The following is a 22,355-nucleotide window of genomic DNA, read 5'->3' as shown; positions in this document are numbered from 1 at the left end:
TTTTATTCATTGAGGTTTAATATGAAGATTTTTATTGCTCTTACAGTACTCTCTTGCCTAGTTTTTTCAACGACGACTTATGCAAGTCAATTAAAGAGTATTCCAGTTGAGGATCAAGGTCCAGGTAAAGATGGAAAGGGTTCAAAGCAAAATGATGGTAAAGATAAGAAAGAGACTTCAAAGAAAGTAAACTAATCTATTTTTAGATTACTTAACTGATTTTGCCTTATCTAAAATCTTTTCAATATTTGAAAAGTCCTTCACAACCTTTTTCATCTGAAGAAGATACTTCTTTGATTGAGGGCTTTGTTTATGGATAGCATGAATATACTTATTTAATTCAGCTTCTAGAATACGGGCCTCTGAAACAAAGAGTGCAATAAGTTTAACTTGTGCCTCTAAAACATCCACCTCGTTATTTGCTTTTGCTAAATTTAGAATTTGAGTATGAGTAACCTCTCCAACAGGTTGAGCTCCACTATTAATATTGGTAAGACTTCCCGTCGAGTCCTCAGGACTCTCACCTAACTTTGAAAGATCAACATCTTGAATCTGTCTAGTAATTGAAAACTCAAGAACATTTGCCGCAGCTTCTTCGGCCACGTTATTTGTTTCTTCTTGTATTTCAGAATCTAATTTCTTTGCTGTAGACAAAATTTACCTCACAAAAATCCTTATTTAATTATCGGGTTAATTTTAGCAGAACTTTAACTTGATTTTAGTTAGAATCCACCTAAAATTAATGACTTAACTCAAGTTTTCAAAGATTATTTAACTTAATGTCAAAATGGATATTGAAATGCTTGAAATCACATAAGCACAAAAAATTAAGTTAACCATATAAACTAAGGCCTTTTCAATAAAACGAATCGAGTTTAGTTTCTTATGATTGATAAAATCGCCAAAATTACGGGCCTGTTTAGTTTTTACAATAATTAAACTTTCAATTTTCGCTGACACTTAATAATTTTGACCATACAATCCTGTAAGTTAAAACCATAGGAAATTGATAAAAATGAAATCGCCAATTGCTATTATCGACTGCTCTATTGAGAATCCTTCATACAATTGTATGAACCAAATAATACAAAAATTTAATAGGCCCTTTACTTACCACTGGGTTTCAAAATTTGGCTGTGAATCTCTTGATAAGATAGAAGAAGCAAGTGGATATATCATCTTTGGTTCTGATTCAAATGTATATCAACGACTTAAGTGGCAGATTGATCTTGCTAAAAGAATGAAATCAAAAATGGAAAATGGAATTCCTGTTTTAGGAATTTGCTTCGGCCACCAACTTATTGCAGACATATTTGGAGCACAGGTTGATATGGTAACACCTGATAATAAATTATTTGAAGGAACAAGAGAGCTTGAGATACTTGAAGATCAATTTGGATTTATTAAAGGTGAGAAATTTGAGTTATTTATTACACATCATTACGAAGTAAAAGAGCTTCCTGAAAACTTTGTTCACTTGGCCCAGTCTAAAGATTGTATTTATGATGGCATTGCACATAAGGATCTGCCCTTCTTTAGTTTTCAAGGACATCCTGAAGCTTCTCAAGACTTTATTAATCATCATATTGAGCAGGAACTCTCTGCTGAGAAATTAAAAGCTGGTTTTGATGGTGGTCATAAAGTATTTAAAAACTTTATTGAATATATCGACAAGCTTTAAAAAATTAAACTTTTAACCAAGTCCCTTAAGTAATTAAAGTATGGAACTCGATACTTTTCGATTTCTTGATATTGTTCGTGACGTGCGCCTTCAATTGTTCTTACTGTAAAGCTTGGATCTACTTCTTTTAAATATTTTTCAAGTTCTGGCACACTGATAAGAGTATCACCCGTTCCATATGAAATATACTTCTCAACTTTATCGTTAATACGTCTTGAAAAGATTTTCTTACTACTAGCGACCATTTCTAGTAATAATTTCGTATGGAGTTTCTTATGATTTAAAGGGTCATTATTAAACTCTTCAATAACTTGATTTCGATGAGATAAAGTATTGAGATCAACTAGTCCACCAAGTGGTACTGACATTTTGATATTAGCTAATTTATTAAAAAACCCAGATTTCACTTTATTGACAAATTTTCCAAGTGGGCCACCTACTCCCACAGGAGGTGCATTAACGATCATCGCCCTAAGGTTTTCAATATCATCACCCAAATAGTTTTGAACAAAGCCGCAAGTAATAAGGGCCCCCATCGAATGACCATAAAGTATATAACCTTCCATTTTATAATTTGTTTTTAAGTATTGAATAATGTCTTTAAGATCTTCCATGAACTGATCAAAAGGATCAATATAGGCTTTTTCACCACCACTACGGCCATGCCCCCTTAGATCGTATTGGAAAACATTGACATCAAAACCAAAGACTTCTTTAAGGTATTTATGACGACCTAAGTGCTCACCTATCCCATGACTAGCAATCAACCAATACTTAGCACCGTGCTCGACAACTTCCGTATAGAGTTTGACACCATCACGCATTGGAATAGCTCTTTTGATCGGTTCCATATTTTACCCTTTATTGTTTTTTATTTAGCTCTTATAATTATACTTAAATTTAAGGAAAAGTAATGTTTTGTCCAAAGTGTTTAAGCAATAGTGTACATTTAAAAGAAAAAGGCGTCATGAATATTTTAGTTAACGGCCGCCAAAAAGATACAGGTCGTTTTCTATTTAATCTTGATAGAAAAGATGAGATCTTACAAAATATCTCAGATAAGATTCATGAGCATTTTCAATGGATGGCCAGTTTCAATAATAAAAAGCCTGTCCAAACTGTTCACGTTGTAACGACTGATGCAAAATGTGACAACGGCTGTGCAATACCTCTTTCGCATAAGTTTTCACTAACAGACCATATTATTTCTACGAAAGGCTTAAAAGACCTTATAGCCAAACACGCAAAAGAGTCTGAATTAGAATTAGAACTTGATATCTAATACTCAAGATTTAAAAAGTATCCACCATGCTTTCGCATATTTACACAACCTGTATCTAAAATTAGATATTGTCCTTTAATCCCCATTAAAGTTCCTTCAATGACAGGATTTTTATCAAAACCAAGAGACTTAACTTTAGTTGGATATTCCACTACAGGATAATTTATATGTGTTACTTCTTCTTCTAAATCATCAAGACCAAAGTCATCGATTAAATCCGCAAAGTCATCATAGATTTGATCTCTAATCATTTCTAAGTCTTCGTCTGCAACCTCATTCATTAGCATCTTTCGCCAATTTGTTTTATCAGAAAAACTTTTTGCAATTTCGACTTCAATTTCACCAGATGTCTTTCGGTCTGGAACCTGTAAAATCGGCAGAGCATAACTAGCTCCTTGATCTATCCAACGAGTAGGAATTTGAGTGTGTCGAGTTATACCGACTTTGACATGACTAGATACGGCCAGATAAACATAGTGAGGGATCATACAATGCTTTTCCCCCCATTCTGGTTCACGACATGTTCCCCTGTGATAATGACACTTTTCAGGCTTCACAATACATGAGTCACATTGAGCAAGAGTGATCATTTCTTTATAAGAATAACCTTGAGAATATGACTTCTTTATTAATTCACCAGAGTAAATTGAATTAATCTGACCATCAAAACTTAGTTTGATCTTCTTTTCAATTAGAGCATTCATATCAACAAGCTCATCTCCCATTGGAAGATGGTATTGAACGACATCCCCTAGCTCTGATTTCATTTTTCTAATATTTCCACTAATCATATTATTCTCTTCCTTCTTCTAAGAAGCGTTGCAATTTATTTAAAATAGGCATCGGAATTTCATGGCCACCTTCAAAATGATGAAATTCATATTGATCAACTTTTTCCAAATAGGTTTTAAGTTTTTCACTTAAAAAATACGGTAAAACAGGATCACCTGTACCATGAGATTGGAAAATAGGAATATGTCTTATATGTTTAGTATTTTCAGCGATGTGTGTTTCATCAAATAATGTGGAAGAGAGTAAAAAGAGGCGATCCACAAGAGCAGGCTCTTTGTATGCAATTGCTAAACTCATCATTGAGCCTTGTGAGAATCCACCTAAGTATAATTCTTCACTATTCTTTTTAATTTCTTTTATAAGATGGATTAATCGGTCTCGCATATCTTCAATTCCATCTGGTACCACTTGAGAGAAGAAGTCCTCTACTCTTTGGGCCATCATTGCCTGTTGCAGTCCCATCATATCAATTGGAAACCATGCACTTCCTTTCATCCCCATGCCAATATCAACTTTTAAAGGCCCATCAACAAAGTACCAGTTTAGCTCTTCTTTTGGATCTAGGTATTGATATAAAGGAGCGAGGTCCTGAAAGCTAGCACCATAACCATGCAGTACAACGACGGACTTCTTTGTGCTTCCTTCATGTAATAGAATATCAAAATCATTAATTCGAGTTACTCTCATTTCTTTGTCTCTACTTTTGATTTACGGTTTGGATATACGTGGCGACAGATTGGGCACTCTAGGCCAAAACATGACCTTGCCTTACAATACTCTCGGCCATAGAAAATAATTTGAAGATGAAGTTTATTCCAAAGCTCTCTAGGAAAAAGCTTCTTACAATCTTCTTCTGTTTGAACGACATTCTTTCCTTTTGTCAGACCCCATCTTTGAGCTAGTCTATGAATATGAGTATCAACAGGAAAAGCTGGGACATCAAAAGCTTGTGCCATAACAACAGATGCAGTTTTATGACCTACACCAGGTAGCTTTTCAAGCTCTTCAAAGCTAGCAGGTACTTCACCACCATGCTCACTTACAAGAATTCTTGAAAGGTCGTATATCGCCTTAGATTTTCTCGGTGAAAGTCCACAAGGCTTGATGATCTCTTTAATTTCATCTTGAGATAATTTCATCATATCTCTAGCATTATCAGCTTTAGCAAAAAGGGCCGGAGTCACTTGATTAACTCTTTCATCAGTACATTGCGCAGATAAAAGAACTGCAATGAGCAAAGTGAACTCATTCGTATGATCAAGTGGTACAGGTGTCTCAGGATAAAGCTCTTCTAAGGCCTCTACAATATAGTCTGCTCTTTCTTGTTTTAACATTTTCTATTCCTATTAATTTGATCACAAAAATTTAGCAAATTATGAATGAAAATGCTAAAATAACGCATAATGAGATACGTATTCATCAAATTAATCCGTTTTTATCAAATGGCAATCTCTCCATTTCTCGGTAGTAATTGTCGCTATACACCGACATGTTCACAATATGGAATAGAGGCTTATCAAAAACTGCCACTCCATATCGCAACTTGGAAGACAATAAAGCGTGTCGCAACTTGTCATCCATGGTCAAAGGGAGGTTACGATCCCGTACTTCCAGAATGCAGTCACAAGGATAAACATTAATGATCAAGATATTACTTCTGGCCTTGGCCCTTAATACTAGTGCAAACACGATCAAGGAACTAGAAAAAGAATTTCTACAAAAAGGCGACACGCTGAGCTATTACATTGCAGATGAAAATGGAAAAGTAATTTCATCTAATGAAAATCAAAATTTAATACCGGCCTCTATTTTTAAGATTTTCTCGGCATATTATATTCTCGATAAACTTGGAACAGATTTTCATTTTAGTACGTCGATTAGCTATCGTGGCGATATTGAAAATGGCACTTTAAAGGGAGATCTCATTTTAAATACTTCTGGAGACCCATACCTATTAACACCACAAATCTTTGACTTGATTGAATCTGTTGCACAAGAAGGAATAAAAAAAGTAGATGGTAACCTTGTGGTGGTTAACAATTTCGTAAATATTGAACGCATTGGAACCGTAGGTCTAGATGATCAACCATACAATCAAAGTATTTCAGGCTTTAATCTAAATTTTAATCGTTTTAAATCAATTGGACGCTCAACACAGAAATCAATTTTCCCAAAACATGATGGCTTTCAAACAATAAGTTCACAGAAATCACTTGGCCCAGGTGTTGGCTTTAAAAATCAGAATAAGAAGTCTCAAGATATCGAAAAATGGCAATATACGAAAACAAAAGATTACTTTGTTGAAGTACCCATAAGAAACTCTTTAGCATTTAATGCTTACTATTTTAAAAAGCAACTCGAGCAAAGAGGTATAAGCATTTCAGGAATTAAGATTACAAATAAAGAACAAAGCGAGACAAAAAGACTTAATACAATAAAGTCACCATCTTCTCTTGATCTTGTTAAGTTGGCCATGGAGTACTCTAATAACCTTTTCATTGAGACTTTAACTTTGAAGGCAACAAATAAGGAAAACTTAGCAGATGCTGCAAAGAAAATGATTAAAGATCTTAAAATTAAAACAAAAGGTAAAATCGAAAACAGTTCAGGACTGACAACAGAAACAAGAATAACACCAAAAGAAATCGTAGACTTTATCCAAGAGAATGCAAATCAAAAATTTGGTAGTCATTACTTCATCAACTTACTTTCAATCACAGGGCATAGCGGTTCTCTCCATCGTAAATATCTTAACGATGATGGCTTTGAGAAATTCCGCTATAAAACAGGCAGCATCGATTATGTCTATAATATCTGTGGCCAAAGTTTTGAAAAAACAAAGAGAACATTTTGTATAATGATTAATAATTTGCAAAAAAGAAAGTTAGTCGATGGCAAGAATACCAATAGGACAGAAAGACTCAGAGAAGAAGCTAAAGGTTGGCGTAGAGCTAAAGAACGATTTAGCGAGCTTCTCTTACTTCAAATGTAGAACTTCTCTTAAGTATCTACTTTTTTTCAATAATGGAAATAATTTTTCGATCTCATCTATTGAAATTCGTCAACAGGAGCGTATGGGAGCTTAGAAAACGATAGGCACTTATTTAAGACTAGAAGATACCATCCAAATTCCAACACCAATCAGGAGGATACCAAAGAAGTATTGCGCTGTTTTGCCACCTAAAATATGTGATAAACGATTACCTAAAAAGAACCACGCTAAGTGTGCACTGGCCCCGCCTATAAATAAAATCACACTAAATAATGAAAGGAAAAGTGTTCCTTCATCTATGAAGGGTGAATATACACTTATCGTAAATACTAAAAATTTAGGATTTAAGGCCTGAAAGATAACACCTTCAATAAATGATGGACCTTTTAAACTTTCATCTTCTTCTTGATTATCTTCAATTGAGATTTTTTTAATACTCGTTAAGCTCTTATAGGCCATATAGAATAAATAGAGTGCTCCAAAAACAGGAAGATATGTCATGAGCGTCTTGTGCTTCATGATAAAGTCAGTCGCTCCATAAAGACAAATTAGTAGGCCAGAGATCGTTGAAAGCCATAGTCCTAAGATGAAAGGCAGCGTCTTTTTGAAACTAAAGGTGCCGCCAAGTCCAGCAAGGGTTATGTTGGCAGGCCCCGGTGAGTACACAAGAGGTGCAACAATAAAAATAAAACTAGTGAGAATTTTGCTTATCATAAGGGCTTACGTATCCATTGGGTCGACATCAATTTTAACTGAAAAAGAATAATCGATTTTATTTTGAGATCTAAAAACTTGCAACACTTGGTTTAACTCTCCTCCATTTTTACACATAAGAGTCATACTCCAAGTAAATAAATTTGCACGTCGTTCAATCATTGCTGGAGTCGGTCCCCAAACCTGCGCATCGATTCCCATCTTATCTATTAGCATACGTAGTCTATTAATTTCATGAGTTAGATCAGAAATAATTTTTTCACGATTTCGACCTGAAACATGGATATTTGCCATCTTCGTATATGGTGGAAAAAGACCAAATTCTCGAGTATTTAATTCATAATCATAGAAGCCATTGAAGCTATGTGCCTTAATAAAATCAAACATTGTATTATCAGGAAGCATCGTTTGAATCGCAACCTTAGCATGATTTGAATAACGTCCCGCTCTTCCAAGAATTTGAACAATCATCTGATATGCTTTTTCCATGGCCCTAAAGTCTGGAAAGTTTAACATTGAATCTGTTCCAAGTATTAGAACGAGATTTACTTTTTTAAAATTGTGACCTTTCGATAGCATTTGTGTACCGACAAAGATGTCAATTTCACCTTTATGAAAACGCTCCAATTTATCTTCTAGCTTTTCAAGATTTGTTATTTCGTCACGATCAAAGCGCTCTATTTTCTTTTGAGGATAAAAGTCTTGAAGAACTTCTTGTAACCTCTCTGTTCCAAAGCCTTTTTGGAGAAGGTTCATATTTCCACACTCAGGACAAATTTCAGGACGAGGAATCTGATAATCAGAATGGGAGCTAGAAAGAATATTTTTATTTTTAAAGTATCTAAGCGGAACCCCTGTATTTGGATCTTCGAATTTATAACCACAACTACGACATTGGAGGTAATTTGAAAAACCAAGGCGATTTACAAAGACAAGGACTTGTTCATCACGATCTAAAGCTTCGCTAATCATATCCATCGACTTCTTCTCAAAAGGCCAAATCGATAGAGCATCCATATCTTTTTTCTGTCCATGAGAGCGTGAATCTAATAATTCGATTTCAGGAAAGCCGCCTGCGACCCTCTTTTCTAACTTAAAGTAATTATCTGATTTAAGTTGGGTGAACGTATAATAATTTTCTAAGCTTGGAGTGGCACTACCAAGAACAACTGGTGCATTAAAGAGCTGAGCCTTTTTAATGGCCACATCTCTTCCGTTATAAGGACAACGATCTGTTTGTTTAAATGAGCTGTCATGCTCTTCATCAACAATAACAAGGCCTAAATTTTCAACAGGAAGAAAAACACTTGAGCGTACCCCCATTAGAAGAACAGGACGATCGGACTTCTTTAAAAACTTCCAAATTGAATTCTTATGTGAAGGAGTTACTCCTGAATGATATGGAAGTACAGGGCAGTCTAGATACTTTTTAAAAGTCTCCATAAACTGAGGAGTTAAATTAATTTCAGGAAGAAGAAAGAGAACACTCTTTCCTTTCTTTAATACTTCTTTAATTAGATGAAGATAAATAAGCGTCTTACCAGAGCCCGTTACTCCATGAATAAGGAAGCGATCAAAGCCAGATTCAAGCCTTGCACTTATACTTTCATAAATTGGTTTCTGGTCAGGACTTAATACATGTTCAAAGTCTTGATTAAGTCCAAACTCTGTCTCTACTTCTCGTGGTCTCTTTAAAATCTTAGGTAAACAATCCCAAACAAGCTGTCCAAGATTATAGTGATAATAGCGAGACATCCAAGAATAAAGCTTCATTTCACTTTTTGATAAGCTAAACTCTGGAGCTAATACTTCATTAACAGGTTTTAATTTGTATTTTGCAAGAGTTGCTTCAAGGTCTTCATTAGAGATATTAAATTCTGTCACGACACCTTTGGCCTTTCGTCTCCCCAAAGGTACTTCCACAAGAGAGCCGACAGGAATCTCCTCTCCTAAGGTTTTATAGGTTAAGATACTTGGAAGCTTTGGATAGTTGACCGCGACTTGGCAATAATGTTGAGCGTTCAGCTTGTTAACGTCTTGCATAAGAATAATTTTTAAAAAGTAAGTGTAAAAGCTACACTAAAACCATACAATAAGTATATGATTACATGGAATGTTGATCCAGAAATATTTAGGATTGGACCTGTCGCGGTTCGTTATTACTCACTTATGTTTATCCTTGGCTTCTTTATTGGCGAGCGATACTGTCGTCGCTATCTAATTAAAGAGAAAGGGTTTACAACAGATCAAGTTAGCTCTCTCTTAAATTATATGATAGCTGGTTGTATTATCGGGGCCAGACTAGGCCACTGCTTATTCTATGAGCCTGGCTACTACTTAAGTAATCCTCTCGAAATCCTCTATGTTTGGAAAGGCGGACTTGCCAGCCACGGTGGTTTCCTAGGTGTTATTATCTCTATCTATATCTTTAAGAAAAGAGTAAAGGATGTTCCACTACTTTGGCTTCTTGATCTTGTCGCTGCACCTTCATTAATGACAGGTGGTTTTATTCGCCTTGGAAATCTCTTTAACTCAGAAATCCTTGGCCATCCATCTAGTCTTCCATGGGCATTTAAATTTGTCCGTGCTGACAATATTGCACGCCATCCAGCTCAATTATACGAGGCCTTAGGCTTCTTTGCTATCTCAGGTGTTATTTACTTCCTCTATTCAAAGTTTCATAAGAAATGGCAAGCGGGACGCTTCCTTGGACTTATTTTTATTGGTGGGTTCACTTGGCGATTTATTGTTGAATTTTTTAAAGAGAATCAAGTTGCCTTTGAACAAGGGATGATTCTAAATATGGGACAACTTTTGAGTATACCTCTAATTATCGCAGGTATAATTCTTGTCTTCTATAAACCAGTTGAAAAAAAATAAAAAAGGAAGCTAGAAGCTTCCTTTTTTTAATTCTTATTGTTGGCAATAAGATAAATCTAATTCATCTAATGTGTCATACATTCTCGACTTACCAAAGAATGATCCCCATAGATCAATTCCTGTCATTCTATCAAGGGCCGCATCAGCAAGATCTAAGTTCTTATTATAGGCAAATGAGTTTGCAATCGCTCCTACAAGTGAACCTTTTTGACCTTCAAGAGGAAGTCCGTAGCAGTCCATATCATTTTTAATATAATCGTATAGATCAACCATACGCTCTTGGCCCATTGAGTTTGCAGAGTAATATTTTAATACCCCACCTTCAACAACCGTAAACTTTTCAATTAATCGATCAACTGTTTCTTGAGAAAGCTCCTCACAAAGTCTCTTCTTCTTGCTTTTAGAATCTCCGTTTTGAAGTTCAACAATCACTTCATTCGTTGCCTTAACAAAGCAATTAACAAATTCTTTTGAATTAATTTGTGCAAATGATGAAGCTGAAACAATCATCAAAGTAGCTGAAATCATAAGTTTTTTCATGGGTTCTCTCCTCTTGTCATATGTATTTATATTTAAAAAATATCACAAGAAGAGAGTCTAGATTAAAAATTTGGAAGTATTACATACGGTGTTCAAGCTTTAAACACGAACAGACCAAGTGACCTCGTCACCACTTTCTTGGATATCAATTCCAAGAGCATTTAACTCATCACGAGCGGAATCAGCGGCATCCCAGTCCTTAGCAGCACGAGCATCAGCACGTTTAGCAAGAAGCTCTTCAACCTTTTCTATGGCAATCCCCTTTCTTCTGATTTGAACTTCTTTAATCTCATTTAAGAACTGCTCAGGATCCATTGCAAATAAAGCACTCATACGGCCATACTTTGCTATCCATTCAGAAAAGACAATTGCAGTTGGAGCAGAATTGACATCCTTTGCCTTCTTTTCAAGATTAAGGGCATTGAAAGTTTTAACGGCTTCATAAATTGCTGACATCATCTCACTAGTATTGAAATCATCATTACAAGCCTTTTCAATTTTCTTATCAAGACGTGACAATTCTTCTGCTAACTTCTTATTAACTTTAGCTGAATCATTTGTCGCAAAAGTTGCTGCATGCTTTGCAACTTGAAGTGCGCGATAAACTCTAATTGATCCACTAAAAGCCTGATCAATTTTTTCATCTGTCACATCAAGCATTGAGCGATAGTGAGTTGAAAGCATAATATATTTTAAAACTTCTGGATGATACTCATCCATGAATGCGCGAGCAGTGATGATATTGCCTAGGGACTTACTCATCTTCTCTCCACTCATATTGATGAAGTTATTATGCATCCAATAATTTACATACTTACATGAATTACATCCAACACCTTGAGCAATCTCGTTTTCATGGTGTGGGAAAATTAAATCGATTCCACCACCGTGGATATCAATTGATTTACCAAGGATAGATTTGATCATGGCAGAACACTCAATGTGCCAACCTGGGCGACCTTTTCCCCATGGAGAATCCCATGATGGTTCACCTTTTTTGGCAGGCTTCCAAAGAACAAAATCCTTTGGGTCTTTTTTGCGCTCGTCGACTTCGACTCGCTCTCCCGAATTTAATTCGTCTAGATTTACGCCCGATAACTCTCCATATGAATCTAGTTTTGTTGTCTCGTAGAAAACTTCTCCGTCAACAACATAGGCCATACCATTATCGATTATGCCTTGAACGTACTCAATAATTTGAGGAATATAATCTGTAACCTTCGGGTTATGAGTATGAGGACGTAGTCCTAGACGGCCAAAGTCTTCTTGGAAATATTTAATATAGCGCTCAGAGATTTCTAGTGAGTCAACACCTTCCTCATTAGCCTTATTAATGATCTTGTCATCAACATCAGTGTAATTATAAACGAAGTTTACATCGTAACCGATATGCTCCATCCAATTGCGGGCAAAATTAAAGAAGATTGGCCCTCTAAAGTTTCCAATATGAAGCGGCCCGTAAACCGTTGGACCACAAAGGTAGAGCTTAACTTTGCCTTCTTCTAACGGCTTAAAAGTTTCTTTCTTCTTTGTTAAAGTATTGTAAACTACTAGTGACACTATCAACTCCTCTATTTTTATGCAGATAGAATAACCGAAAAAGGGAAAACTGTCATGGAATTCGACTTAATCATCAAAAACGGAACTCTACACTCATCACAAAAAAGCTGGCAAGAAGATATCGGAATAAAGGACGCTAAGATAGTTAAATTAGCTAAATTTAGTGATGAAGAGCTTTCAAAAGCAGATAAAGTCATTGACGCGCAGGGACTCGATATCCTACCGGGACTTATCGACTCACAGGTCCACTTTCGCGAACCTGGTCTCACTCACAAAGAAGATATCGCTCACGGCTCAAAAGCTGCTGTCTTAGGTGGTATTTGTACCTTCTTTGAAATGCCAAATACAAAGCCGGCAACAACAACAGTTGAAGCAACGCAGGTCAAAGTTGATATCGCCCGCGAGACTTCATATGCCAACTTCGGCTTCTTCATTGGAGCAAGTGGAAAGAACCTTGATGAGCTTATCAAATCACAAGACATGGTTGGGTGCTCTGGGGTAAAGATCTTCCTAGGAAGCTCAACTGGGGACCTACTCCTTTATGATACAGATAAATTAGTTGAGATCTTTAAAACTCTTGATTGTCATATTTCAGTTCATAGTGAAAGTGAAGAAAGACTTCACGCTAACGTTGCCATTCGTGACAATGCCAATGGAGATGTTCACGCACATTATAAGTGGCGTGATGCCCAGACTGCTTTAGAGTCAACAAAAATGATTATCGAGGTGGCCAAGAAAGCTGGTCGCAAGGTTCATATTCTCCACCTCACAACAAAAGATGAAATTGAATTTTTAAAAGATCAAAAAGAGCATTGTACAATTGAGGTCACTCCTCAACACCTGACTCTCTTTGCACCAGATATTTATGACAAGATCGGAACACTAGCGCAAATGAATCCACCAATTCGCACAAAGGACCACACTGATGGACTTTGGGAAGGTTTAAAGAGCGGTGTGATTGATGTCTTTGGAAGTGACCACGCTCCTCACACTCTTGAAGAGAAGGATCAACCGTATCCAAAATCACCTTCAGGAATGCCAGGTGTGCAAACGATTCTTCCAGTTATGCTAACTCATGTTGAAGCAGGAAGGCTAAGCTTAGAAGATATCATCACTTACCTAGCAGAAAATCCTGCTAAGCTCTTCAAACTTAACAAGGGCTTTATTAAAGAGGGAATGGATGGAGATCTCACAATCCTTGATATGAATAAGAAGTTCACAATTAAGAATGAAGATCAGGCTTCTAAGGTTGGATGGACTCCTTTTGATGGAATGGAAGTTAAAGGTTGCCCAACTTATACGATCGTTAGTGGTCAAGTTGCCATGGATCACGGCAAGGCCATGAAGGTTCAGGCCCAGCCGATCGTTCGAGGGAAGTAGGATGCGCTACCGAAGTAAACTCGACTTTCTGACGTCTCTAATTATACTTTTGCCGGTAATTGGTTCAATCTTTCGTCTTGCTTCATTATTTCTAGCCTCACAAGCAATCAATTGGAACGAGATTAGCTTCATCCTTATTTATCTAGGTATTCTCGTATTTTTATATCTGAGTATCTACTATGAAATACAAAAAAATGATTTAGTTATATCCAATCTCTATTTCAAGAGTCATATTCCAATATCTTCAATCAAGAAAATTTCAAAAACAAGAACCTTTATGGCGGCACCGGCCCTATCGATAGATCGTATGAAGATTGAATCCCATAAGAAATCTGTGGTTATCTCTCCAAAAAATCGCAAAGAATTTCTCGCTAAACTTAGTGAGACTAATCCACAAATCAAAATTGAAGTTTAAAAACTAAATCTTAACAATTTATCACTACCGTCTTGACTCCGTACCATGGTACAGAGTGTATATTATGAAAATGAAATCGCAACTGACCATAGGAAAACTAGCCGATGCCTCCGGTGTTAATCTTGAAACCATTCGCTTTTATGAGCGAAAAGGAATTCTTGATCAACCAAAGAAGCAAGGTGCCTTCAGGTACTACCCTAATGAATACATCACAAGAATTAAATTTATCAAACGATCGCAAGAGCTTGGCTTCACATTAAGTGAAACAAAGGAGCTCTTAGATCTTAAGATAAAGAATCATGCTAAATGCAGTGACGTTCTCTCCAAAACAGAAGCTAAAATTAATGAAATAAATGAAAAAATAAAAGACTTAAAGAAGATGAAGAAGTCCCTTGAAGGTCTCGCCACCTGCTGCGTTGATGAAAGTCAGTCTCTAAGTGACTGCCCTATTCTCGACTCTTTTTATACTCGGAAGGAAAGAAGCTCATGAAAAAGAATATTTTATTTCTATGCACAGGAAACTCCTGTCGTTCCCAAATGGCCGAAGGCTGGGGCAAGGCCCTAAAGTCTGACAAGTATAACTTCTACTCAGCTGGAACAAAGAAGCATGGACTTAGTCCCTATGCTATTAAAGTGATGAAAGAAGCTGGTGTTGATATTTCAAATCACACATCAAATACAACTGACGAACTAGACGCGAAGATGGATATCGTTATCACTGTTTGTAGTGACGCTAATGAGAATTGTCCTTACTTTCCAGGTGGCAAGATCATTCATATCGGCTTTGATGATCCTCCTCGCCTCACAAAAGACCTTAATGATGAAGAAGAGATTCTAACTGTCTACCGCAGAGTTAGAGACGAAATAAAGTTAATGATAACTAACTTAGAAGAGAGAATATAAGATGGGATTTTTTGAACGCTATTTAAGTATTTGGGTAACAATCTGTATCGTAGCAGGAATCATTTTGGGAAAAGTTCTTGGCACATCAATCACAGTCTTAAGTGACATGAATATTGCCACTGTAAATATTCCGGTGGCCATTCTTGTATGGCTTATGATTTTTCCAATGATGGTGCAAATTGATTTCAACTCTATTGCAGACGTTGGAAAAAATCCCAAAGGCCTAAGCTTAACAATTGTCATCAACTGGCTTATTAAGCCTTTTACTATGGCCTTCTTTGCATGGTTATTCTTCTCAAAAATTTATGCTGCTTACTTAAGCCCAGAGCTTGCACAAGAATATATTGCGGGAGCAATTCTCTTGGGTGCTGCTCCTTGTACCGCCATGGTCTTTGTTTGGTCTTACTTAACAAAAGGTGACCCTGAGTACACACTTGTTCAAGTAGCCATTAATGACTTAATTCTTCTTGTTGCTTTCATTCCTATCGTTCAATTCTTACTTGGAGTCACAAGTATCGCGATTCCATACGATACACTCATAAGTTCAGTCGTGATCTTTGTCGTAATTCCTCTACTTGCAGGCTATATCGCAAATAAAGTCTTAATTAAGAAATTTGGAATGAAGTGGTTTCAAGAGGTCTTTATGGCACGCCTTAAACCAGTTTCAATTGTTGCCCTTTTAACAACCCTTGTTCTTCTCTTTGCCTTTCAAGGGGAAAAAATCTTAGCAAACCCGCTTCACATTCTTCTGATAGCAATTCCTCTTACAATTCAGACTTACTTTATCTTCTTTGTGAGTTGGGGAATTGGTCGCAAGATGTGCTTACCACACAGTATCTTATCCCCTGGTTCAATGATTGGTGCCAGTAACTTCTTCGAACTTGCCGTGGCCGTTGCCATTGCCCTTTTTGGATTAAATTCAGGAGCGGCACTAACAACAGTTGTTGGAGTTCTTATTGAAGTACCAGTCATGTTGAGTTTAGTAAAAATCGCAAATAAGTGGAGATATTAATGAATTACTTAGATACCGAAGAATTTAATTTAAAGACAGAAAACACAAAACGATCTAAGCATAAACCAAGAATCCTTATGCTCTACGGATCATTAAGAGAGCGCTCATACTCAAGACTTCTTGCTGAAGAGGCTGGCCGTATTCTTGAGTATATGGGAGCGGAAGTTAAGTTCTTCAATCCCGATGGACTTCCTACATATGACTATGATCGCTCAGTTGATCATCCGAAAGTAAAAGAACTAAGAGAGCTTAGTCTTTGGTCAGAGGGACAAGTTTGGACCTCTCCAGAACTTCACGGAAATATGTCAGGACTTCTTAAAACTCAAATTGATTGGATTCCTTTATCAATTGGTGCCGTTCGCCCAACACAAGGAAGAACTCTAGCTGTCATGCAAGTTAGTGGTGGCTCTCAAAGCTTTAATGCCGTCAATAATATGCGAGTGCTTGGGCGCTGGATGCGTATGATAACAATTCCAAACCAATCATCAGTGGCAAAGGCCTATCAAGAATTTGAAGAAGATGGTTCAATGAAAGAATCTAGCTTTCGTGATCGCGTCGTCGATGTAATGGAAGAGCTTATGCGCTTTACTTACCTAACTCGTGATCACGCCGATTTCTTAGTTGATCGCTACAGTGAACGTAAGCAGTAGCTTAATTAAGGATATGAAGTGTTTCCTCTGTTCCATATGTGCAGTTTTCACATGTCACCTCTTCATGAATATAGAGGTTATCGTGATCGGCTAAATGAGTCACAGTGAATTTGGCCCCACATTTAGGGCAACATTCAATTTGCTTTTTTACGTCTTCAATTTCGCCAAAGTAGCGTACGAAATTTTCGACTTTTACGGACCTTTCCTTCATATCAAGCTCCTCGTCACCTTCTATTTTACCGTATTTACTGAAATTTCGCATATTAAATGAGGTTATTTCATAAAAAACAACAACTTATGTTCATTAACTAATTGGTAATACACTGTATAGCCTTATAATTACTACGGAGTTCGTTTGCCAAAAGTCCTTGAACACGTTAAAACGTGCTATTATTAATAAAACGTAAGGTTGGACCACACCTACCTCTGCATAAGGAACAAAAGGACACACTATGAAAAACATCGAAGCGCTTAGAAATAGCAGCGAAGATATCCTAAACTGCCAGATCAAAGATGATACTGGACTTAATGATTTCCAAAAAACGGCGAATGACGTGCATATCGCAATCCCAAAAGTTGGGATTGAGAGATTTCGTATTCCACTAAATTTTGAACACAGAGATGGAAGTGTGCGCTCAACTGACGCACAAGCTTCAATGTTTGTTTTCTTAGAAGCACACAAGACAGGTGCAAACATGTCTCGCTTCTGTAACATCCTTCAAGCAGAAGGACTTGAGAATAACGTTAATAACGAATTCTTCGCAACAGTACTTAGAAGATACCGTACAGATCTTCGTGACTATGATACTGAACCATTGATTCCACAGGCCCACCTAACGCTAGACTTTAACTATCCAGTTAAGCAACAGTCACTAAAATCAGGAAACTGGGGTTGGCAATACTACAATGTATCAATGGAAGGAATTGAAGGTCGTGATGGTATTCCATACATCAATTTAACACTTAAGTATGAATACTCATCGACATGCCCATGTTCTCTTTCAATGTCTAAGCAATATGAAGAGCAATACAGAAATGGTGAAACAACTGAAGGAAGTGGTATCGCTTCTGCTCACTCACAAAGATCAGTTGCTACGATTACTGTTAAATACAAAGCAGAGTCGAAATTTCATGTTGAGGACTTAATTGAACTAATGAGAATCGCACTTCCTACAGAGACTCAATCTCTTGTTAAGAGACTTGATGAGCAGGCATTTGCAATCTTAAACGGTGATAATCCAATGTTTGTTGAGCACTCTACAAGAAGAATTTCAGAGGTTCTAAACTCTGAAAAAGAAATCCTCGACTGGCAGGCCAAGGTTGAGCACCTAGAAAGCTTACACAGCCATAATGCTGTCGGATATATCAGAAAAGAACACCCAAAAGCATAAGAAATAGAAGGCCTCTAAATAAGAGGCCTTTATTTTATCAAAAAATATTATATTTTTTAAATTTCTATATTGACAACTAAGGGTGAAATCCTTATTCTAACTCCACTTCAAATCGGAGGGCGATTAGCTCAGCTGGGAGAGCGCTACCCTTACAAGGTAGATGTCGGCAGTTCGATCCTGTCATCGCCCACCACTTTTTTTCAGTGGAAAACCTCCAAAGAAATTCAAAATAAATTATTCTGAACTCTAAAGAGTTCTTTTTTTTTGTTTGCAGCATTTGCAGGAGCAAATGATGCAATTCAACCCAGCGAGTCCCACGATGGGACGAGTCGGGTACCGCAATTCTTGAAGATTATTATTTTAAATTGGTGACATATAAATGCTCATGACAGTGAATTTCGAACTCTTTACTGCCATTGTCCAAGAAAAAATCAATATACTTTGTGATTTTTAGACATCTCTTTTCACTAAAAATATAACCTCCACATCAAAACAACTTAATTAATTAAAGGCTTCAACAAATTGAATGTCTAATAAACCGGAGGAATTTATGAAAAAAATTATCGCACTTGCTGCTGCACTACTAAGCGTTTCAACTTTTGCACTATCTACAAACGATTCATGGGATACAATCAAGTCTGAAGTATCTGCTGATTGGGATCTTTCATTTGCTGGAACAACTGTATTTGTTGGTCGTCCAGTTAGCGCATTTGACGTATGTCTAGACGGTGACCAATTTGTTACAACTAGAGAATTCCCAATTTATGAAATCATTAAAGTTGGAAAAACTCACCCAGAAGCTGACGAAGATGGGTATGCATCAGTAATCGTTGGATACGAAATCCTTTCTTTCCCAACAACTTACACTTCATATAAAGAAGTTTGTAGAAACGATGACAAAAACTGTAAGAGAGTTCCTTACACAGTTAACCAAGACCTAACTAAGAACGTATCTGTAAAAGAAGTTGTTAGAAGAAACGTTGGTTCAAATGATCGTACAATTGAAAAGACACTTTTCAAGAAAGAATACGTAATCCCAGCTTGTAACTAATAAATTCAATAGCTTAAGCGTATTCCCTAAGGCGCTTAAGCTATACTTTTTATAGCATGAGTAGATCTAACAATCTGTTCATGCTATTCCAAGTTCTATGGATAAAACCAACTCCCCACATATCGGCCAAGAACCTCTTGGGCTTATCGATCAAGTTGTTAAGGATTTGACTGATAATCTCAAAAGCTATCGCAATATTAAAATTGGCGTAAGACTTATCTCTGATAAAAGTGGAGTTAGTGAAAGGACAATTTATCGATTACTGGCCAAGGAAAATAAGCCTACATACCAAACACTTCTAAAGCTTTACCGAGCTATTTATAACACTAATAATGACACACTTTTATTATCTCTAGTTCCTGAAGTGATAAAGAACGAGATTAATAAGTGTAATCCAAATAGAGCAAGTGAAGGTATTCAGTTTCACGAGAATATTGAAACTCAAATGTTATATGATCGAACTTTTGCTGAGATTTATATCTTAGCGGCATGTTCACCAATAACCAATGAGCTAATTCAATATCGCTACGGAATGAGTGGAATGCTAACTTTAGAAAAGATGCTTGATATGAAAGCGCTCCGACAGACAAAGGCGGGGCTGTATACCCTTGGAGAGAATCAAACGAATTTCAGCGCAAAAACACTTAAGCGCTTAGGAATGTCACTAATTGAAAAGTATAGTAAACCACAAAACGCAGAAGACTATGGAAATAATATCATCGGCTTCTACGCAGAAGGATTGAGTGATGAAGCTTATAACCGTTGGCTTGAAGTCGACGCTAAGGCTTTTGAAGAAAAGATTAAAATTGCAAATGAGAGTAAATCAAAAGGAACAAAGAGATCTTTTACATTTATGGTAACAGATACTTTGAATGAGAAATAATATGAAAGAACTAATAATAATTTTAGCATCCCTTTCTATCTATGCAGGCGTAGGAGGAGTTTCAGGTGGACCAAAGCCAACGAAAGATGACTTTGCAAAACTAGGACCAAATACATCATGGGATAAGATTCTAAATGCTAAAAAACTAAGTGATGACATCAAAATTGAAGGAACAACTGTCTTTGTCTCAAGACCAGTAAGTGCATTTGATACATGTCTTGATGGAGATATTCTCAGAACAACAAGAGAATTTCCTAAGTACGAGAGAATTAAAGTTGGCAAAACACATTATGGAGCAGATGAAGACGGATATAAATATGTCAAAGTTGGAACTGAAAAGTTAAGCTTCCCTATCACCTACACTACATGGGATAGAGTTTGTGCAAACAATGGCAAGAGATGTCGAGAAGTAACGAAAGAAGTTACAACTGAAACCATAAAAAAGGTGAAAGTAAAAAAAGTAAAAGTCTATAAAAGCAATAGTGATAGGCCTAGAGAAGTAATTCAGGACTCTTTTAATAAAGAATTTATCATTCCTTATTGTCAGTAAGAAATATAAATAATAGTAAGAAAGGGCCGCAATTAGCGGCCTTTTTTGCTTATTCTGTCCATTTGTCCGAAGATTTGTCCTTTTTTATGACAATGTCCTAGAAAGTTTCCCGTTTCAAACAGAAAAATTGTCACTTTAATTCAATCAAATTAATTTCATCTCATCAAAACAACTAAATAAGAAACAAATTGTTTAAACAACATTTCAAACAATTTAATAACAAACCGGAGGAATTTATGAAAAAATTAATCGCACTTGCTGCTGCATTACTAAGCGTTTCATCTTTTGCACTATCTGCAAACGACACTTGGGATCACATTAGAGAAGAAGTTAAAAATGATGTAAACCTAGTTATGTCTTCAGGGTACTCAGTATTCATGGGAACAACTAGAACTACAGCTTTCAACGTATGTGTTAACGGTGAAAACTTCAATACAACTAAGCCATTCCCAATCTACAAGTACGTTAGAACTAACAGAGGTGGAGATAATGATAACTTCAAAAAAGTAATCGTTGGTTACGAAATTCTTTCTTTCCCAATCTCAAGAGTTGTAACTAAAGAAATTTGTTACGGAAAAAACGACAACAGATGTAAAACTTATACAGAAGTTGAAACTCAATCAGTTGTTAGAGACATCACAATTTCTAAGTTAGTTCGTCGTGGTGGAGATCGTGATGACAAGCTAGTAGAGCTTTTCACAAAATCATACGAAATCCCAGCTTGTAACTAATTACGAGTAAGGATCTAGGCAAGTGCCTTTTCCCTAAGGGGCACTTGCTGCTATAAAAAGGCCAAGACACGTTCTTGGCCTTTGTAATTTTTACTACTTAAATGTTTTTAATTACGAAACTGGCACAATTACCGTATAAATTGAAGCATAATGAGAGAAATGACTACAAATGATATCAACAACTTAAAAGATACAACGACCCTTGATCTAAAAGGACAAGTTGCACTCGATATCACGACACATCTCAAACAATTTCGTGATGAATCAATAGGTCTAAGAAAACTATCAGAGAAATCTGGAATCCATCAAAGAACATTAAAACGATTATTGGCCCAAGAAAACCGACCTGGTTATCAAACACTAGTAAGACTTTATAGCTGTCTAGCTGAAAGTCCTAATGGCGGCCTTATGTTAAAGAATATTCCAGAAAGAGTTGCAAAGGAAATTGAAAAAAGATCTCCTATTTCAACCAAGGGTAATCTTCAATATAGTGAAGAAGCAAATCAAGAGATGCTCTATGATAAAGTTTTTGCAGAGATTTACTGTCTTGCATCAATGTCACCAATTACAAGTGAATATATTCAATATCGCTATGGTATGAGCGGCGTTGAAACAGCAGATAAAATGCTAGACCTTGGAGTTTTAAAACTTACAAAAAAGAATACATACACAATTGGTGATAAACAGATAGAGTTTTCACCTAAACTTGTAAAAAGGCTTGGTTTAAACTTAGTTGAAAAATATTCGAAAACAGAAGATGTTGATCTTGCTGAAAAAAACCTAATCGCATTTTATGCAGAAGGCTTAAGTCCCGAAGGTTATCGAAAGTGGCTAAAAATTGACCAAGAAGCTTTTTATAAAAAAATTAATGTGACTAAGGAAGAAGGAATGCTTGGTGAAATCAAGACATTCACTTTTATGGCCACAGACACAATGAGAAAGGATTAA

28 protein-coding genes and 1 tRNA gene are annotated in these 22,355 nt (G+C 36.4%); 19 read left to right on the top strand and 10 right to left on the bottom strand.

Annotation, left to right across the window (positions count from 1 at the left end):
- Positions 1-21 precede the first annotated feature (21 nt).
- Positions 22-195 (top strand): hypothetical protein, encoded by a 174-nt coding sequence (locus ACN5L8_RS11425; RefSeq protein ID WP_158536729.1) that lies wholly within the window; start codon positions 22-24, stop codon positions 193-195.
- Positions 196-207: 12 nt separating this feature from the next.
- Here the strand turns inward: ACN5L8_RS11425 and ACN5L8_RS11420 are convergent, their stop codons facing one another.
- Positions 208-654, bottom strand: coding sequence for a hypothetical protein (locus tag ACN5L8_RS11420; RefSeq protein WP_114705337.1), 447 nt, complete (start codon positions 652-654; stop codon positions 208-210).
- A 361-nt stretch (positions 655-1,015) separates the two neighbouring features.
- Between ACN5L8_RS11420 and ACN5L8_RS11415 the strand changes: the two genes are divergently transcribed.
- Positions 1,016-1,681, top strand: coding sequence for a type 1 glutamine amidotransferase (locus ACN5L8_RS11415; protein WP_419173070.1), 666 nt, complete (start codon positions 1,016-1,018; stop codon positions 1,679-1,681).
- Here the strand turns inward: ACN5L8_RS11415 and ACN5L8_RS11410 are convergent.
- The gene (locus ACN5L8_RS11410) at positions 1,678-2,532 is read right to left on the bottom strand and encodes an alpha/beta fold hydrolase (protein WP_419173069.1); all 855 of its coding nucleotides are present in this window, start codon (positions 2,530-2,532) and stop codon (positions 1,678-1,680) included. The two genes, ACN5L8_RS11415 and ACN5L8_RS11410, sit on opposite strands and share 4 nt — an antisense overlap.
- Positions 2,533-2,648: 116 nt before the next feature.
- On the opposite strand from ACN5L8_RS11410, the gene ACN5L8_RS11405 reads away from it, so the two are divergent.
- A complete protein-coding gene (locus ACN5L8_RS11405) occupies positions 2,649-2,963 on the top strand; it encodes a hypothetical protein (RefSeq protein WP_419168204.1) in 315 nt (104 codons plus the stop codon).
- Here ACN5L8_RS11405 and ACN5L8_RS11400 read toward each other — a convergent pair.
- Genes ACN5L8_RS11400 through nth form a run of 3 tightly spaced genes read right to left on the bottom strand, consistent with a single transcriptional unit; the run spans position 2,960 to position 5,089 of the window.
- Complete coding sequence (locus ACN5L8_RS11400) at positions 2,960-3,751, bottom strand: DUF2797 domain-containing protein (protein ID WP_114706225.1); 792 nt, start codon at positions 3,749-3,751, stop codon at positions 2,960-2,962. The two genes, ACN5L8_RS11405 and ACN5L8_RS11400, sit on opposite strands and share 4 nt — an antisense overlap.
- 4 nt (positions 3,752-3,755) lie before the next feature.
- A complete protein-coding gene (locus tag ACN5L8_RS11395; RefSeq protein ID WP_114705341.1) occupies positions 3,756-4,442 on the bottom strand; it encodes an alpha/beta hydrolase in 687 nt (228 codons plus the stop codon).
- Positions 4,439-5,089 carry an endonuclease III gene (nth, locus tag ACN5L8_RS11390; RefSeq protein ID WP_334678151.1) on the bottom strand — a complete coding sequence of 217 codons (651 nt, stop codon included), beginning with the start codon at positions 5,087-5,089 and terminating at the stop codon, positions 4,439-4,441. Before nth ends, ACN5L8_RS11395 begins: the two co-directional genes overlap by 4 nt.
- A gap of 66 nt (positions 5,090-5,155) precedes the next feature.
- Here nth and yidD point away from each other — a divergent pair, with 66 nt between their 5' ends.
- Positions 5,156-5,395 carry a membrane protein insertion efficiency factor YidD gene (yidD, locus tag ACN5L8_RS11385; RefSeq protein WP_419168581.1) on the top strand — a complete coding sequence of 80 codons (240 nt, stop codon included), beginning with the start codon at positions 5,156-5,158 and terminating at the stop codon, positions 5,393-5,395.
- Entirely contained in the window at positions 5,395-6,747 is a 1,353-nt protein-coding gene (locus tag ACN5L8_RS11380) for a D-alanyl-D-alanine carboxypeptidase (RefSeq protein ID WP_419168203.1), read from the top strand. The genes yidD and ACN5L8_RS11380 overlap by 1 nt, the downstream gene beginning before the upstream one ends.
- Before the next feature lie 108 nt (positions 6,748-6,855).
- Here the strand turns inward: ACN5L8_RS11380 and ACN5L8_RS11375 are convergent, their stop codons facing one another.
- Both ACN5L8_RS11375 and priA read right to left on the bottom strand, forming a co-directional pair.
- Positions 6,856-7,461 (bottom strand): LysE family translocator, encoded by a 606-nt coding sequence (locus ACN5L8_RS11375; protein ID WP_419168202.1) that lies wholly within the window; start codon positions 7,459-7,461, stop codon positions 6,856-6,858.
- Positions 7,462-7,467: 6 nt separating this feature from the next.
- Positions 7,468-9,504, bottom strand: a complete 2,037-nt coding sequence (gene priA / locus ACN5L8_RS11370) for a replication restart helicase PriA (RefSeq protein ID WP_419168201.1) — start codon at positions 9,502-9,504, stop codon at positions 7,468-7,470.
- A gap of 57 nt (positions 9,505-9,561) precedes the next feature.
- Here priA and lgt point away from each other — a divergent pair, with 57 nt between their 5' ends.
- On the top strand, positions 9,562-10,341 hold the full coding sequence (gene lgt / locus ACN5L8_RS11365; RefSeq protein WP_334678144.1) for a prolipoprotein diacylglyceryl transferase: 780 nt from the start codon (positions 9,562-9,564) through the stop codon (positions 10,339-10,341).
- Between the two features lie 33 nt (positions 10,342-10,374).
- Here lgt and ACN5L8_RS11360 read toward each other — a convergent pair whose 3' ends face one another.
- Together ACN5L8_RS11360 and cysS are read right to left on the bottom strand one after the other, a co-directional pair.
- Entirely contained in the window at positions 10,375-10,881 is a 507-nt protein-coding gene (locus tag ACN5L8_RS11360) for a hypothetical protein (RefSeq protein ID WP_419173068.1), read from the bottom strand.
- A 99-nt stretch (positions 10,882-10,980) separates the two neighbouring features.
- On the bottom strand, positions 10,981-12,441 hold the full coding sequence (gene cysS / locus ACN5L8_RS11355; protein ID WP_419173067.1) for a cysteine--tRNA ligase: 1,461 nt from the start codon (positions 12,439-12,441) through the stop codon (positions 10,981-10,983).
- 54 nt (positions 12,442-12,495) lie between these two features.
- Here cysS and ACN5L8_RS11350 point away from each other — a divergent pair, with 54 nt between their 5' ends.
- The 6 genes from ACN5L8_RS11350 to arsH all read left to right on the top strand — a co-directional run bounded on the left by ACN5L8_RS11350 (position 12,496) and on the right by arsH (position 16,801).
- Positions 12,496-13,821: a dihydroorotase gene (locus ACN5L8_RS11350; protein WP_419173066.1), complete on the top strand. Its 1,326-nt coding sequence runs from the start codon at positions 12,496-12,498 to the stop codon at positions 13,819-13,821.
- Between the two features lies 1 nt (position 13,822).
- Entirely contained in the window at positions 13,823-14,236 is a 414-nt protein-coding gene (locus tag ACN5L8_RS11345) for a PH domain-containing protein (RefSeq protein ID WP_419173065.1), read from the top strand.
- Between the two features lie 70 nt (positions 14,237-14,306).
- Positions 14,307-14,726 carry a MerR family DNA-binding protein gene (locus ACN5L8_RS11340; protein WP_419173064.1) on the top strand — a complete coding sequence of 140 codons (420 nt, stop codon included), beginning with the start codon at positions 14,307-14,309 and terminating at the stop codon, positions 14,724-14,726.
- A complete protein-coding gene (locus ACN5L8_RS11335) occupies positions 14,723-15,139 on the top strand; it encodes an arsenate reductase ArsC (protein WP_419173063.1) in 417 nt (138 codons plus the stop codon). The genes ACN5L8_RS11340 and ACN5L8_RS11335 overlap by 4 nt, the downstream gene beginning before the upstream one ends.
- Before the next feature lies 1 nt (position 15,140).
- The gene (arsB, locus tag ACN5L8_RS11330) at positions 15,141-16,151 is read left to right on the top strand and encodes an ACR3 family arsenite efflux transporter (protein WP_419173062.1); all 1,011 of its coding nucleotides are present in this window, start codon (positions 15,141-15,143) and stop codon (positions 16,149-16,151) included.
- Positions 16,151-16,801, top strand: a complete 651-nt coding sequence (arsH, locus tag ACN5L8_RS11325; protein WP_419173061.1) for an arsenical resistance protein ArsH — start codon at positions 16,151-16,153, stop codon at positions 16,799-16,801. The genes arsB and arsH overlap by 1 nt, the downstream gene beginning before the upstream one ends.
- A 1-nt stretch (position 16,802) precedes the next feature.
- Here arsH and ACN5L8_RS11320 read toward each other — a convergent pair whose 3' ends face one another.
- Positions 16,803-17,063 (bottom strand): hypothetical protein, encoded by a 261-nt coding sequence (locus ACN5L8_RS11320; RefSeq protein WP_162929668.1) that lies wholly within the window; start codon positions 17,061-17,063, stop codon positions 16,803-16,805.
- A gap of 190 nt (positions 17,064-17,253) precedes the next feature.
- Between ACN5L8_RS11320 and folE2 the strand changes: the two genes are divergently transcribed.
- The 7 genes from folE2 (at position 17,254) to ACN5L8_RS11285 (ending at position 22,355) form a co-directional block, all read left to right on the top strand.
- Positions 17,254-18,192: a GTP cyclohydrolase FolE2 gene (gene folE2, locus ACN5L8_RS11315; RefSeq protein ID WP_419173060.1), complete on the top strand. Its 939-nt coding sequence runs from the start codon at positions 17,254-17,256 to the stop codon at positions 18,190-18,192.
- Positions 18,193-18,309: 117 nt separating this feature from the next.
- Positions 18,310-18,385: transfer RNA gene (locus tag ACN5L8_RS11310), tRNA-Val, on the top strand.
- A 357-nt stretch (positions 18,386-18,742) separates the two neighbouring features.
- Complete coding sequence (locus ACN5L8_RS11305) at positions 18,743-19,243, top strand: hypothetical protein (protein ID WP_419173059.1); 501 nt, start codon at positions 18,743-18,745, stop codon at positions 19,241-19,243.
- A gap of 97 nt (positions 19,244-19,340) precedes the next feature.
- Positions 19,341-20,126, top strand: a complete 786-nt coding sequence (locus ACN5L8_RS11300) for a hypothetical protein (protein WP_334678133.1) — start codon at positions 19,341-19,343, stop codon at positions 20,124-20,126.
- A 1-nt stretch (position 20,127) separates the two neighbouring features.
- Positions 20,128-20,676: a hypothetical protein gene (locus ACN5L8_RS11295; RefSeq protein ID WP_162929669.1), complete on the top strand. Its 549-nt coding sequence runs from the start codon at positions 20,128-20,130 to the stop codon at positions 20,674-20,676.
- A 236-nt stretch (positions 20,677-20,912) separates the two neighbouring features.
- Positions 20,913-21,407, top strand: a complete 495-nt coding sequence (locus ACN5L8_RS11290; RefSeq protein WP_334678131.1) for a hypothetical protein — start codon at positions 20,913-20,915, stop codon at positions 21,405-21,407.
- A gap of 159 nt (positions 21,408-21,566) precedes the next feature.
- Complete coding sequence (locus tag ACN5L8_RS11285; RefSeq protein WP_133296853.1) at positions 21,567-22,355, top strand: hypothetical protein; 789 nt, start codon at positions 21,567-21,569, stop codon at positions 22,353-22,355.

Origin of the sequence: Halobacteriovorax sp., from assembly GCF_048381875.1 — a bacterium.
GTDB lineage: Bacteria > Bdellovibrionota > Bacteriovoracia > Bacteriovoracales > Bacteriovoracaceae > Halobacteriovorax_A > Halobacteriovorax_A vibrionivorans.
The sequence above is the reverse complement of the archived record's forward strand: the minus strand, read 5'-3'. Positions and strand labels throughout refer to the sequence as shown.